A 14,682-nucleotide genomic window follows, 5' to 3' on the forward strand; every position below is an offset into this window, starting at 1 on the left:
TGGATATACAAAAACGACACCGTTCATTGTGGAAGAGAGTTATTCGATGACTTTACAAATGCGCCACCCGAAAAACAGGGCAGCTGATCTTCTGATCGATCACTTTGAACGCGAGATCCTAAACGGAAACCCCGGCGCGGGTCAGCCCATGCCAACGGAACGCGAAATCGTTCAACAGCATGGTGTAAGCCGCACGGTGGCCCGCGAAGCGATACAGGCACTTGCGCGAAAGGGGCTGATCTATGCCCGCCCCGGTTTTCGCCCCGTTGTTGCAGAACCCGGCTATGACGCAGCCATCACCGCAGTTGGCAGCATTGTAACCCAGTTGCTTGGTCAGCCCACTGGTGTGCGTAACCTCTTTAGTCTTCGCATTCTGATGGAAGCCTCTTTGGTGCGCCAAGCCGCTCTTCATGCGAATGCCGATGACATCAAACGATTGGAAGCTGCGCTCGCTGACAACTTCGCCGCGATTTCGGACACGCCGCTCTTTTATGAAACGGATGTCGCGTTCCACCGCGTTCTTTATGAAATACCAGGCAACCCAATTTTGCCGTCGATCCACAAGGCCTATACAGAATGGCTTTCGACGCGGTTGCAAAAGATGCAGCGTATAGAATCGCGCAATCAGCAAAATTATGATTTCCACCGCGCAATTTTTGAAGCCATTTTGCGCCGCGATGCGGACACAGCCGAAGAAGCGCTGCGTGACCATCTGGCCTTCGCGTGGAAACAGATCAGCGAGACGTTCGTGGAACTTGCAACGTGACCACGTTTCGTGCGGGCAATGAGCTGGCCGCGCAAGCAATCGAAAATCGCGGCATCATAATTCAAAGGTAGGAGATAATCACATGAAGGTCGGTGTCATCGGACTGGGCGACATGGGGTCAGGCCTCGCTAAGAACCTGATCGCAAATGGGTTTGAGACACATGGACTGGATCTTGATCCCGTTCGCGTCGCGGCCTTCAAGGACTTGGGTGGTCAGGTGTTGACGGACGTCAGATCTATGGCCACGGCCTGTCATGTCGTTTTTGTCATGGTGATGAATGGCGATCAGGCCCGAAGCATTATTCTGGGCCCCGATGGCTTGGCCCTCAACATGGCCAACGGGTCCGCGATCATCCTAACCGCAACCATCCAGCCCCATGAGGCCCGCGAAATCGGCAAAGATATGGCCGGCAGTGGGGTGCATTTGATTGATACCCCCGTCTCGGGCGGGTTTCCCGGCGCGCAGGGTGGGACACTGACCATGATGGCCGCCGCACCGGTGGATGTGCTTGATGAGTTCGCGCCAGTGATGCAGGCCGTTTCGGCCAATATCCACCGCGTCGGCACCGCACCCGGGGATGGCCAAACCGTCAAAGCCTGCCTTCAATCCCTGATTGGTGCACAGTTTTCAGCGACCTTCGAAGCCGCTGCGCTGGCCGCCAAAGCCGGGGTATCAGGTCAGGTCTTGCTCGATGTTTTCTCAACCTCATCTGCGGGATGCGGCGTGGTCAACAATGCCTTGGAAAAGATCATTGACCGCCAGTTTGAAGGCACAGGCAGCAGCATCCACACGATGCACAAAGACCTAACGATCTCGATGGGGCTGGGTGAAGAACTCGGCGTGCCCCTCCATACTGCGGCAGCGGCAATGCAGCTGTTTCACGCAGGCCGCACGCGCTATCCCGACGGCGACAACTGGGTCTGCACCCGTGTGATCGAGGACATCATCGGAGCAGAACTGCACCGCGACAGCGCGAAGAAGACCCGAGACTAGGCTGTGTTGCCCCCTTCTATCGCCGTCTTTGATGCCCGCCTGATTAGACGCCGACACATCGGAGACATCAGGACGGACAACAGCCAGTTTTGCTATACAAGCCAGACGAATATTTGGACGCAACGCGGCGCACAGGACCCGCCATGCTTCATGATATTGATCTGCTCCGCCACCTTTGCTGGAACGTCCCCGAAGTTCGCCCGGTCCAACGCGAAAATGTCACTGACAGCGAAGCAGTAAAAAGCTTTCGACGTACGTTCCGTGAGCTGCAAGTGGTTGCAATGCTGCGCTTTGAGAGACCCGCACCATGCGTCGCGCCACTTCTGATGTTTATTCGGGTATTCTGGGCTTGGAGGCACATATTGCGTAGCGATGTTCGGATCGCCGCAGAAGCGATTTTCGCCAGTCAAGTTGTGTGGCTTGTGCGCGATGAATCGGCGCGAGGCGTTTGTCGATGACAATCTCGTCGTATCCGCTGGAATACAACAATGCGGCCACTTGATCGGCCCGCGCCCCACCGCTGAAATATACCCTGGCGAGGATATCCTTGTGGCGCTCGGCATTGGTAGCGGATATTGCGCTGTGCGATCCATTTGGTGCCAACCGCTGGAATATCCTGCCCAGCAAACTGCGGGATACAAAATCGCCGTCCACAATCAGCAGTTTTCCTTTTGGCCTGAGCACACGAAACCATTCCGCAAAGGCGGCCATCGGGTCCACCAAGGTCCAAACCAGATGGCGCGTGACAATTACATCCATGCTTGCCGTGGGCAGTGTCGTACGCTCTGCATCGGCCTGTAGAAATGTCACGTCCGGTAGTTTTCCGCGCGCGCGTTCCAGCATCGGTTCCGCCCAATCAAGGCCCGTCACAGCGAAGCCCAGCCGCTGGCACAAACGCGAGATTTCCCCTGTGCCTGATGCAAGATCGAGGAGTGCGCGCCCCTCTCCATCGCCAAGGTGACGCCGGAACAGAACCTCCCATGCTGCCATTTCGGCACCGTCATCAATGCGATGGCCAGGGTCATTGTCGAAAGTGGCCGCGCGATCTGACCAATAGTCGCGGATATCGTCGCGCAGATCTCGGTTGGTTGATGTCATGACGTTTCTCTGGTGGTGTTGTTGCTGTTTCATTTAGTCGATTAAAACTGTCAACTTATTAATTGACTAGAACAGTCGGAAATATTAGGCGGTTTGAAGAGATTATTCTTCAGGAGCTTTATATGACCCTTCGCCCTCTTCTCTGCGCAAGTGCGCTGAGCCTTTTCGCAGCCAGCCTTGTGCAAGCCGATCCCATCACCCTGACCGACATCGCCGGTCGCGAGGTTACGGTCGACGCACCGGTCGAGCGCGTTATTCTAGGCGAGGGTCGGCAGATCTTCTTTACCGCCGTCTTGGACAACGACAATCCCTTCGAACGCGTAGTGGGTTGGCGCGACGATCTCCGCCAAGCCTCGCCGGAAAGCTATGATATTTACGCCGAGAAATTTCCACAATTGAAGGATATCCAGACCTTCGGCGGGTTCAAGGACGGGTCTTTCGATATCGAGCAAGCGGTGTCGTTGAACCCTGATGTATTGATCATGAACCTTGAATCCAAGGCTGCGACAGACGAGGCAGGCTACGAAGCCAAGTTGGCCAAGGTTGGCATTCCTATCGTATACGTCGACTTTCGTGAAAAGCCGTTCGAGCACACCACGCAGTCCATGAATATCGTCGGGAAACTCTTTGGCGAGGAAGATAAAGCTGCGGAATTCCAGGCCTTCTACGAAGAGCAGCTTAATCTCGTCACTGATGTTATCGCAGCGCAGACGGATCTGAACCGTCCGTTGGTCTTCGTGGAGCGCGCCGGGGGCTATTCCGAGGATTGCTGCATGTCCTTTGGTAATGGCAACTTTGGCCGTTTTGTCGAACTTGCGGGGGGCGTCAACATGGGGTCAGAATTTATTCCCGGCACCTTTGGCACAGTGAACGCTGAGCAAGTTATCGCATCAGACCCCGATCAGATCGTGGTGACGGGCGGCAATTGGGACGCTTATGTACCCGGCGGCGCATGGATTGGCATGGGTCCCGGCTCGGACATGGCCGAAGCAGATCGGAAACTTTCAGCCCTGATGGAGCGGCCCGCCTATACAGGCGTGAAAGCAGTAAATAACGGTCAAGTTCACGGCATTTGGCACCAGTTTTACAACTCGCCCTACAGCTTCATCGCGGTGCAGAGGTTGGCAACATGGCTTCACCCTGACCTGTTCCCTGATCTCGACCCCGAAGCGACGCTGAAAGAGCTGCATTCCCGCTTTTTGCCAGTGGATTACAGCCCGGGCTATTGGGTTTCTCTTGGTGACACAGCCAACAACTAAGTCTGTTTTCATCTAAACTGGGCGGCCCGTAATGGGCCGCCGAATACCATTGGATACACGATGACAACCGCCGAATTAGATCCATCAGAATCCGCAAGCGTACAAAGTTACCGCGGGCTGGTGGCCCGTCGCATCGCGATCCTTGTCGGATTGACCGTGGCGCTAGTGTTGTCGGTGGCGGTGGACGTCTCACTGGGGCCTGCGCGCTATGCCGTATGGGACGTTCTGAAAACACTTTTTGCGCCCGGGGCCGCAGACCTCCAGATACGCGTCGTCGTTTGGGATATTCGGATGCCGATGGCATTGCTCGCTGTTACGGTTGGCGCAAGCCTGTCGCTGGCCGGCGCGCAAATGCAAACGATTTTGGCAAATCCGCTGGCCAGTCCCTTTACCTTGGGCCTTTCAGCGGCTGCCAGTTTCGGTGCGGCTTTGGCGATGGTGCTGGGCGTTGCTTTGTTTCCCGGCGCTATTTCTTTAATGGTACCGATCAATGCTTTTGCCATGGCTATGGCGGCTTCTCTTTTGATTTTTGGCCTGTCGACGCTTAGGGGCGTGACTGTCGAAACGATCGTGTTGCTGGGTATCGCATTGGTGTTTTCCTTTAATGCGGCTCTGGCCTTGCTTCAATATTTTGCCTCCGAACAAGCACTTTCGGCGGTGGTGTTCTGGACCATGGGAAGCCTGTCCAAAGCGACTTGGGGCAAGGTCGCAGTCACTGCCATAGTTCTGGCGATCTGCACGCCGTTGTTTGCCCGACGCGCTTGGGCGCTGACGGCAATACGGCTGGGAGAGGTTCGGGCCTCGGCCATGGGTGTCCCCGTGAAACGGCTGCGCCTCGAAGCCCTTGTGTTGGTGTCGCTTCTTGCCGCGGTCCCGATCAGTTTTGTCGGCACAATCGGGTTCATCGGCATCGTCGGACCCCATGTGGCGCGGCTGCTATTAGGCGAGGACCAACGGTTTTTCCTACCCGGTTCGATGCTGTCTGGCGCAGTGATCCTTTCAGCCACCTCAGTTCTATCCAAGGCAATTCTGCCGGGGGCCGTGCTTCCTATCGGGATTATCACCGCCCTTGTAGGCGTGCCATTCTTCGCGGCATTGATCCTGACGAAGGGACGCAAATCATGGTAAGCCTGACCCTGGATAAAGTTGGCGCGCGCTATGGCCGACGTCAAATTCTGTTTGAAGCCTCAGCACATTTGCAAGGCGGTATGCTGACGGCATTGGTTGGGGCGAATGCGGCCGGAAAATCCACCCTATTTCGCCGCATCGCTGGGCATCTACGTGGCGCGGGTGCCGTCCGACTTGAAGGGGCCCATACCCATGACCTGCGGTATATGCCCCAAGACACCGGCATGACCGCCGCACTAACGGTCTATGAATCGATCATACTATCGCTGAAACAGGGTGGCGGTGGCTGGCGGTTGAGCACCCAAGAACTGCGCGCCGTTGACGAGACCGTGCATCGCTTCAACATCACGCATTTGGTGGATCAACAACTGTCGGAGCTCTCCGGGGGGCAGCGACAGGTAGTTTCGATCGCGCAGACTCTCGTGAGCCGCCCAAAAGTCGTTCTCATGGACGAACCAACCTCGGCGCTGGACCTCAACCGCCAGTACGAAGTGTTAGAGTCACTGCGCGCGTATGCCGAGGAAACCCAAGCGGTGCTGATTTTGGCTATGCACGACTTGAATCAGGTGATGCGCTGCTGCTCAGCGACCATAGCACTGGCGGAAGGACGCACCCTTGCCTTTGGTCCCACCCTCGACGTGTTGACCCCCAGCCTGATCCGCCGCCTGTATGGTATCGAAAGCCGGGTAGAACGTTGCTCACGCGGCAACCCTATTATGATCGTGGACGGACCTGCTGCGCAAGAAGCGATCTGATCGTTCGCCTACATAGCGTTGAATGCGCGATCCAATGCACCAGTGTTATGCCTGCGATGCTCGGATGCGCAGAAACGATATCAGTCTGCCGTCCACCCACCGTCAATCAGAAGGTGCGTGCCTGTCATAAGCGCTGAGGCTTCCGAGGCAAGATAGACGACAGGCCCCATGATGTCGGTGACCTCACCGACGCGTCCAAGTTTGATCTTTTCTGTCAGCCAGGCAACGCGATCTGGATTTTGGAACGTCGTTTCAGTGAGTGCCGTCCGAATAAACGTTGGACAGATCGTATTGACCCGAATGCCCAAAGGGCCCCATTCGATCGCCATGGCTTTGGTGAAACCTTCAACCGCGTGTTTGGTGGCACAGTACACCGCGCGGTCGGTCGCTCCGACATGGGCCAATTGGCTGGAGATATTGATGAGAGAACCCCGTTTACCATCAAGCCGAAAGGACGGGGTTTGCGGCAAGCGCATCTGATGATCCTTCTGGCCAGTTTAGTGTTTAAGCTCAGGCACATCAGGCAGATACGCGAAACTGCGCAACCCTTTTGAAGCGCTCCCTCATTTACCAAGCCCGTCGTAGATTACCATGCAGCCTCATAGATCGCCAAAGCATCCGCTTGGGTAACGGCTCTGGGATTATTCACAAGGAGCCGACTTTGGTTCATAGCGTCTTTTGCCATCCTGGCCAGACTGTCCTTGCCTATTCCAAGATCACGCAGCTGTTGTGGAAGCCCGCAGTCTTTCGACAGTTTCGTCAACGCATCACAAAATGCAGCAGCGCGCGCAGACGCGGGAACAGCGGCAAGTTCAGGGAACGCGGCAGGTGCCATTTCAGCGTAAGCCTCCGGTGCTTCTACAGCGTTGAACCGCAGGACATGTGGCAGGACAAGCGCATTTGAAAGCCCGTGTGGCACCTTAAAGTGGCCCCCAATCGGGTAAGCCAATGCGTGCACCGCCGCCACCGGAGAGTTCGCAAAAGCCTGCCCCGCCAACATCGCCCCAACAAGGAGGCGCGACCTTGCTTCAATGTCGTCACCATGGGTCACCGCACGCAACAACGATCCGCCAAGCAAACGCAGCGCTTCAAGCGCCAGCGTGGCTGATAGCGGATTATTGTTTGAGCTCGCTGAGGTGTAGGCCTCAATCGCGTGGACCATCGCATCAATACCCGTCGCCGCTGTGACCGCTGGAGGCAGCCCAATTGTAAGCTGCGGGTCAAGGATCGCGGCGTCCGGCAACAGTGCCGGTGAGACGGCGCCCATCTTCTCCTGTTCGGTTGTTGTTACAATCGCGATTGGTGTCACCTCTGATCCGGTGCCGGACGTTGTCGGGATCAACACGAGAGGCAGGCGCTGACCTGTCGCTTTCCCGACGCCATAAATGTCGTCGAGTTGCTCATCCGTGCCAGACAAATACGCGACCAGTTTCGCAACATCGAGGGATGAGCCACCGCCAAGTCCAATTACGCTGTCTACATCAGCTTCCCGGCATTCTTTCACCGCCGCCAGTACTGTTGCCTCAGACGGATCGGCTTCGACCTTGTCAAAGACAGAGTACGCGATGCCGCAGGAGCTTAGAGCAAACGTAGCTTGATCAACAATGCCGGTCGCGACGATGCCGACATCCGTGATTATCATGCAGCGTTTACCAAGGGCAGCGGCCTCAAGCGTACCAATCTCTGACATGCGACCATTGCCAAAATGGATGCGAGGCACCGTGTTAAAAGTAAAGTTGCTTTGAAATTGGTCCAAGGTGGAACCCTCCATGTTGGGAACGAAACCGCGACTGATCTGACGGGTCGACTATTCTGCCGCCGCGCCATAGGGCAGATGTCCTCCGCCACCACGGGTCATGCGTCTAAACTTGAGCCGATGTGCCACGCGCCTGAACGCGCCAAGGCCGCCCGTGGGCACGCAGCCAAGTCAGCCTCTTTCAACCGATATCAGTCGCCTCGCGACCGCGCGTTAACTGGGAAATGGTGACAGCGGCAATGAGTGCGCCACCGTTAAAGACGTTCGTCACCCAAAGCGGGATACCCAACATGGTCAAACCCGTGATCCCTGTCCCAAGAAAATATACAGCGACCAAGGTACCAAGCGCATTGAACCGTCCCGGCAAAATCGTGGTTGAACCAAGGAATGCAGCGGCAAATGCGGGCAGAAGATAATTCAAGCCTGAATACGGATCGGCCGACCCCAAGGTTCCCGCATAGAGCACACCTGCAGCCGACGCGATCACGCCAGATGAAACCAACGCCCCAACACGCATTTTATCAACGGATACGCCGTTCAATCGGGCCACTTCACGGCCACGGCCTACGAAAAGCAGCCTGCGGCCCAGCGGGGTGAATTCGAACACGTACCAAAGCACAAGCACAGCCGCGATGGCGTAATAAAACGAATACGGGATACCAAATATACGCCCGCCCACCACGGCCATGATCAAACTGTTGTCAATTCCACCAATCGTGGACGAATTTGTCATCCACTGCACAATTCCCGTCATCAGGGACGTGGTGCCCAAGGTCACCACCAGTGACGGTATGCGGAAGTAGATGATAAAAAGCGCATGAAACAACCCAACAGCGGCACCTGCTGACAGGGCGATCACGATACACAGGACAATCGGCAGGCCCATCCAGACATTCAGCACGCCCACCAAACACGACGAAAGTGTCAAAGTAGCGCCGACAGCCAGATCATAGTCGCCAGCCGTCAAAGGCACGATGATTGCCAAAGCGAGCAATGCAGCCGGAGCGTATGACGCAAAGAGGATCGCAAAGTTCCCCCAATTAAAAAACGAGCTCGGCATCAGAACGCTAAAAAACAGGATCAACAAAGCCCACACGACGATGAGAGCAAAGCGTTCAAAAATCCTGAGGTAGCTTGTAGTGGCACCGGCAGTTTCTGTAGATTTGGTCATTTTTAGCTCTCTATCACTTCTTGAGATCGATCAGTTTCGGTGAGTTTTGACAAAGACCCATAGCAAGCCTGCATAATTTCATCTTTTGTCAGTCGCGCACCGGTGAGTTCATCGATAATGCGGCCGCGCGCAAAAATCAGAACCCGGTCACAAACGGCTTCCAGTTGCTCTGCGTCCGAACTGGCGCAGACGATCGACATCCCCTGCTGCGCAGCGGCGCGGAGCGCCTTGAAGATATTATCGCGCGTGCCAACGTCGACGCCTTGGGTCGGTTCATCCAGCAAAAGCAGCTTTGGGTTGCGCTTCATCCATTTGGCGATCAACACCTTTTGGGCATTGCCGCCTGACAATGATCCAAGGGGCGCTTCCGGATTATTTGGCCGTACTTCGAATTGCGCGCCAAGGCGGCGTGCTTCTTTCTTCATCGCAGCGTTATTCAAGAAGCCACGCGCCGAATAATCGGTAATGCCAGGCAACAGCATGTTTTCGAAAATGCTGATGCTGCCGACACCGCTTTTTTCCAGCCGGTCGCCGGGAAGCAACGCAAACTGATGTTCAAGCGCAGCCTTGGGTGTGAGGCCCGACAAAACAATCGGGCTTTGCCCTTCAATCTGCACTGTACCGGCGTCAGCGCGCTGCGCGCCGAACATCAGATAGGGCAGCTGCTCATAGCCTGAACCGATCAAACCGGTCATGCCGATAATCTCGCCCTTGCCAATTTCGAAGGGCCGCGCCTTCACGGTCTTTGACGAGATATCCGAAAATTTGGCCAAAACGGTACGCTTGGCAGTGCTTGCCGTCTTCGTGGTTGTTGTCTTTTCCAACCGACGGCCGATGATAAGTTCAACCATATCATCATGCGTGGCCGTTTTTGTTTCGGCCTGGCCGGACACGCGGCCGTCACGCAGCACGGTCACCTTGTCGGTAAACTCCATGACCTCATCGATGTCGTGCGAAATGAAAATCGCGCTCGATCCTTGCTCCGCTATGCGGCGCACGAGGTCGAACAATTGATTGACGCTTTCCCTCGGCAAGAACGGCGTAGGTTCATCCAAAAGAACAAGCCCCGGTTTGCCCGTTTCCTCGCTACGGCGGCGCACGTCTTCGAACGCGCGCACAATCGCAAGCAAAGCCCGGTTCACCGCGCTTAACTCGTCGACGCGGCGCCAAATCTCGATATTGACGTCGTACCGCTCGAGAATAGTTTTCGCGGCAGCTTTCTCATGTTTCCAGTTGATCAAACCACCTTTGGCCAGCGCGATTTCAGCAATGCGCAAGTTCTCCAAGACGGTGAGCGATGGCACGAGGCCAAGGTCTTGGTGAACGAAGCTCATGCCGAGACGGCGAAAGTCCTCGGGCCTAAGCGGGAGTTTGACGTTATCTGAATTGAATTCGAGCGTGCCGCCCGGTTCTGGCGAATGATATCCTGCCAAAACCTTGATAAGTGTGGATTTTCCCGATCCATTCGTACCCAGCAGACCGTGCACTTCCCCCGGCAAAACATCCAAGGATACATTGTCCAAAGCCTTGGTCGCGCCGAAAACTTTCGAAATATTACGAAGCCGAAGTGTTGGTGGCAGTGTTTCCACTGCCACCGGATCATTTGACATTTCTTCAGATGTCATCGCCATGGGATTTATTCGAGGCCCCACAGAGTACGGAAGCCGGAAACATATGAATCCCCATAGCCCGTATCAAATTGCGCAGGCGAGCCTGCCAAAGCAACATTGTCTTTGTCGAAGATAAAGAACGGCACATTCAGCTTTTCTGGAATTGGCAGATCACATAAATCCCGTGCTGTCGCATCGACCGTTGAATAAGCGATCCAGTCAAGGCTTTCGCCGATGTTCATCGATACTGAGCCATCTGTGATGTAGTCCAATACAAATGGCGTGCCGTTGAAGGTCGCAACCTTCACTTTGCCCAGTTTGCCGGTCAGACGCAAAGCAGGAACAACAAACTGCGACATTGAATCGTAGATCGGGATCACGACATCAACATCGGGATTTGCCTGAAGGACGGATTGAACCGATGACTGGATCTTTGTCCCCCATTCAGCCACACCAACGTTGATTTCCTGAACGACTTCGCAGTCAGGACAGTTCTCTGCCAGCTCGGACATGAAGCCATCCACCAAGGGGATCGTCGGCGGCACTTCGCGCGACACAATCAAGGCGATCTTGGCTTTGCCGTCGGTATTCACCGTGGTCCAGTTCGCCAAAATCTTGCCGATCTCGTTGAAGCCAACCGGCAATGTCGACGACAGAAGCTCATTCGGTTCGAATGACGGATCGTAGAAGTGCGAGGTCGTCACCTTGACGCCAGCATCGGTCGCAGCCTGTACCTGAGGCAGAACTGTATCCGGTGAAATGCCAGAAATCAGGTTAATGACATCGTACCCATCGCGTACCGCAAAATCAAAACCTTGCACCCACTGGCTTGGTTGACCCTGGTTTTCCCATTCTGTCACCTCAAGACCGATGTCTTCGCCGACCGCCCTCATGCGATCAATAATCCCCTTCAAAAAGGGATTTGCGCTGCTATTGGGAATCGACAACATCTTCTTGTCGGCAACACATGCTTTAATGTCGAACGGCTCACCCGGACTGGTGAACACCGGTTCGTTCGAATAAACGGCGAGCCGCTCTTGCGCCCGATCAATACCGGCTTGGTCAGCGTGAACAGCTCCCGCGGTCGCAAGCAATGCGAACGCTCCAATTGTTGATACCTTCTTTAAGGTCATTGATAACTCCTCTTGTTGGACTGGTTGGGTCGTCTTTTTTTTGCACTTCAGCAGCCACTGAATGCGCATTCACAATTTTACATTCGACATTTCTCTCATTTCTGTCAATGACTGTTTTAGGACGAAACAACCGCGAGGCGCTTATGGCACGCAAACGTCAATCACAAAGGGTGACTTCATACGAAGTTGCTAAACTTGCCGGTGTATCGCAGGCCACCGTTTCAAGGGCATTCACGGCCGGTGCCCAGATCGCAAAGGATAAAAAGGACAGGGTCCTCGCCGCGGCCAAACAGCTGAATTACTACCCAAACTCAATCGCCAGCTCTTTGGCGAGCGCAAGCACCAACATAATCGCGGTCATCGTCGGCAATCTCGACAACCCGTTTTATGTGGAATCGTTGCATGCCTTCATCACGCATCTGCAAGCGTCAGGAAAACACGTCCTCAGCTTCACGATTAGCCAAGGGAAAGCCTGTGATGATGCCGTACTCGAAGCGTTGAAATACAATGTCGACGCGATCATCGTGACATCAGCGCCGCTTTCAAACGACCTTGTGAGCATGACAAAGGGTGCTGGCATTCCGATTCTCTTATTCAATCGCAGCTCGGACGATCCGACATTGTTATCGGTGCGCTGCGATAACTTTGGCGGCGGCCAGGAACTTGGAAAGGTTATCTATGATGCCGGCGCACGCAAAGTCTTGATCTTGCGCGGCGACCCTCAGGGTTCAACCAGCCGCGACCGCGTCGCAGGGTTTCGCCTTGCCGTTCAGGACAAAGCAATCGAGGCGGTCCGCATTGAGGAAATTGACGGAAATTCAAGCTATGATGGCGCCCGTGACGCGATCCGAGAGCGCTTTAAAGGCCCGAACCCGACCTTTCCCGATGCAATTTATGCAGTGAATGACATCATGGCGATTGGTTGCATTGATGAGCTGCGCGAGAGGTTTGATCTTAAGTTTCCGGAAGACATTATGATCGTCGGTTTTGACGGCATCCGCGAAGGCCAGCTTCAACCCTATAAGCTTACAACGATACGTCAGCCCATTAATGCAATGGTCTTGAAAACACTGGAACTTTTAGCCGCGATCGGGGACGAGGAAGACACCGTAAAAGCCGACAGCTGCGTCATTCCAGGCCGTTTCTTTGAGGGATCAACGGTCACCCAAATGGAGCAAGTGGGCACTAAGATCCCTTAGCACCCACTTGCTATTCAGCAGAGCTTTCGCGTCATTCAGCGGCTTCGGTAACACCCGGAATAAAGCCGAAATCGAACGCTGCCGCTTCGCCCCGTTCAGCACGCTTGCTCTCGCGCAGTGCCGATGTGGCCGCCTCATCGACAGTCAGTGTGTCATCGAAAATCACGCCATAGTCGGACTTTGCTTGTTCGACCGAGACAAGATCGGCACGGACGTCCTTCTGAACACTCGCAAGTTTACGCTCGAGCGGATCACCCCATCCGCCGGAACCGGCCGTGATAAAGATAACCTTGTCGCCCGCCTCAACGGCGAGATTGTCCAGCTTGGATGCAATGCGTTCAGGTGTTGTTTCACCAGCACGCAAAAGCCATTTGCTTGACGTACCGCCATGCAAGCCGCCGTTGATCCCCCAAGGCGGAACAACTTCGCGGTCGTCATGGATCGAGATGGAACCGGGCTCAAGCAACCGATAGATCTTTTCGATCCCAGCACCGCCGCGATGCATTCCTGCGCCGCCGGAATCGCGAACCGGCTTATAGCTTTCGACCAGCACCGGATAGTAATTCTCGATATATTCCAATGGCGTAGCGCTGAACAATGGCCACCATGCATGGCCGTCAAAGCCATCTCCCAAGGGCCGTCCCGGAACGCCACCAAACAGGAGTTCCATCAGCTGAAAGTACTTTCCGTTCTTGTCATGCCCCGTAAAGATGAAGTGCGGGCTGGTGCCGTAGCCAGCGGCCATCGCGAGGTGCGGTGCCTTCTGACCCAGTGCGCCCGCCTGACAGTCAAAGAACCGCGTGTGCGTGTTCAGACGGTTCGACAGCGCAGCAGGAAATTTGGGATTCAGCAAACTCCCCTCGGGCAAAACGATTTCAAACAGATCGTAGAAGCCCTCGTTGAACATGATCTTCGGGTCAAATGCCATGATCATGTAGACACCAAAGAACAGCTTACAAAGCCCCTCGTGAATGTGGAAGTTGATCGGCCCTTCGGCCTGATCATCCGTACCCGTCCAGTCGATGACAGCCACGTCGCCGCGGCGGTAAATTGACAGATGCATCTTGAACGGGCCGTTGCCGACACCGTCATCATCAACATAGTCGGTAAAGGTCACCGGCTCTTCCGAGATGTAGTTGTTGATAAGAACACGCATGGCATCACGGGTCCGGTCAAGCAGCTGATCACAGGCTGTCATGTAGGCGTCGCGCCCGAACCGAGAGCAAATCTCGCCCACTCGCTGGGCTGCGACCCGACACCCTGCAATCAACGCCATCAGGTCGGCGCGGTTCATATCGGGCGTACGCGTGTTGTTCAGCATGATGGCCAAAACGCCTTCGTTCAACACGCCGTTTTCATATACCTTGACCGGTGGAACCCTCAACCCCTCTTCCCAAATGGTGCGTGCGTCCGACGGCATTGAGCCGGGAACCTTGCCACCGACATCGACCATATGTCCAAAGATCGAACTAAAGCCGACATGGTTGCCTTCATGGAAAATCGGCATCATCACGCACCAGTCGTTATTGTGCGAAATCGAGCCTTTACAGGCGTATGGGTCGTTCCAAACGAAGACATCGCCCTCGTTTATGTCGCTATCAAACTGTTCTACGATGGCAGGAATATACGACCCGAACTGCCCGACGATCATCTGACCTTTTTCGTTGCAGATCATTGGGAATTCGTCGTGCTGTTCGCGGATAACCGGCGAAAGCGCGATGCGTACAACGACGCTATCCATTTCGTAGCGCGCGTTTAACAGAGCGTTTTCGATCAGGTCGAGGGTAATTGGATCAACTGATGTAGTCATTGT

Annotated in this window: 12 protein-coding genes and 1 pseudogene; 6 read left to right on the top strand and 7 right to left on the bottom strand. The window is 55.0% G+C overall.

What is annotated here, in order from left to right:
- Positions 1–46 precede the first annotated feature (46 nt).
- Complete coding sequence (locus BM347_RS05295; RefSeq protein WP_093915447.1) at positions 47–766, top strand: FCD domain-containing protein; 720 nt, start codon at positions 47–49, stop codon at positions 764–766.
- Positions 767–848: 82 nt separating this feature from the next.
- On the top strand, positions 849–1,760 hold the full coding sequence (locus tag BM347_RS05300; RefSeq protein ID WP_093915305.1) for an NAD(P)-dependent oxidoreductase: 912 nt from the start codon (positions 849–851) through the stop codon (positions 1,758–1,760).
- Between the two features lie 330 nt (positions 1,761–2,090).
- Here BM347_RS05300 and BM347_RS05305 read toward each other — a convergent pair whose 3' ends face one another.
- Positions 2,091–2,858 (bottom strand): class I SAM-dependent methyltransferase, encoded by a 768-nt coding sequence (locus BM347_RS05305; RefSeq protein ID WP_093915306.1) that lies wholly within the window; start codon positions 2,856–2,858, stop codon positions 2,091–2,093.
- A 122-nt stretch (positions 2,859–2,980) separates the two neighbouring features.
- Here BM347_RS05305 and BM347_RS05310 point away from each other — a divergent pair, with 122 nt between their 5' ends.
- Genes BM347_RS05310 through BM347_RS05320 form a run of 3 tightly spaced genes read left to right on the top strand, consistent with a single transcriptional unit; the run spans position 2,981 to position 6,000 of the window.
- A complete protein-coding gene (locus tag BM347_RS05310; protein ID WP_093915307.1) occupies positions 2,981–4,117 on the top strand; it encodes an ABC transporter substrate-binding protein in 1,137 nt (378 codons plus the stop codon).
- Positions 4,118–4,177: 60 nt separating this feature from the next.
- Entirely contained in the window at positions 4,178–5,245 is a 1,068-nt protein-coding gene (locus tag BM347_RS05315) for a FecCD family ABC transporter permease (RefSeq protein WP_093915308.1), read from the top strand.
- The gene (locus BM347_RS05320) at positions 5,239–6,000 is read left to right on the top strand and encodes an ABC transporter ATP-binding protein (protein ID WP_093915309.1); all 762 of its coding nucleotides are present in this window, start codon (positions 5,239–5,241) and stop codon (positions 5,998–6,000) included. The genes BM347_RS05315 and BM347_RS05320 overlap by 7 nt, the downstream gene beginning before the upstream one ends.
- 80 nt (positions 6,001–6,080) lie before the next feature.
- Here BM347_RS05320 and BM347_RS05325 read toward each other — a convergent pair.
- The 5 genes and pseudogenes from BM347_RS05325 to BM347_RS05345 all read right to left on the bottom strand — a co-directional run.
- Positions 6,081–6,440 (bottom strand): annotated as a pseudogene (locus tag BM347_RS05325) (SDR family NAD(P)-dependent oxidoreductase); the annotation flags it as partial.
- 146 nt (positions 6,441–6,586) lie between these two features.
- On the bottom strand, positions 6,587–7,771 hold the full coding sequence (locus tag BM347_RS05330) for an iron-containing alcohol dehydrogenase (protein ID WP_093915310.1): 1,185 nt from the start codon (positions 7,769–7,771) through the stop codon (positions 6,587–6,589).
- Positions 7,772–7,937: 166 nt separating this feature from the next.
- On the bottom strand, positions 7,938–8,927 hold the full coding sequence (locus tag BM347_RS05335; RefSeq protein WP_093915311.1) for an ABC transporter permease: 990 nt from the start codon (positions 8,925–8,927) through the stop codon (positions 7,938–7,940).
- A gap of 2 nt (positions 8,928–8,929) precedes the next feature.
- Positions 8,930–10,558: a sugar ABC transporter ATP-binding protein gene (locus BM347_RS05340; protein ID WP_245764191.1), complete on the bottom strand. Its 1,629-nt coding sequence runs from the start codon at positions 10,556–10,558 to the stop codon at positions 8,930–8,932.
- A 5-nt stretch (positions 10,559–10,563) separates the two neighbouring features.
- Positions 10,564–11,670: a sugar ABC transporter substrate-binding protein gene (locus BM347_RS05345; protein ID WP_093915449.1), complete on the bottom strand. Its 1,107-nt coding sequence runs from the start codon at positions 11,668–11,670 to the stop codon at positions 10,564–10,566.
- A 143-nt stretch (positions 11,671–11,813) separates the two neighbouring features.
- On the opposite strand from BM347_RS05345, the gene BM347_RS17445 reads away from it, so the two are divergent.
- A complete protein-coding gene (locus BM347_RS17445; protein WP_175498491.1) occupies positions 11,814–12,869 on the top strand; it encodes a LacI family DNA-binding transcriptional regulator in 1,056 nt (351 codons plus the stop codon).
- Positions 12,870–12,900: 31 nt separating this feature from the next.
- Here the strand turns inward: BM347_RS17445 and BM347_RS05360 are convergent, their stop codons facing one another.
- Positions 12,901–14,679, bottom strand: a complete 1,779-nt coding sequence (locus BM347_RS05360; RefSeq protein ID WP_093915313.1) for a hydantoinase B/oxoprolinase family protein — start codon at positions 14,677–14,679, stop codon at positions 12,901–12,903.
- Positions 14,680–14,682: the final 3 nt, after the last annotated feature.

This window comes from Sulfitobacter marinus, from assembly GCF_900116285.1.
GTDB lineage: Bacteria > Pseudomonadota > Alphaproteobacteria > Rhodobacterales > Rhodobacteraceae > Sulfitobacter > Sulfitobacter marinus.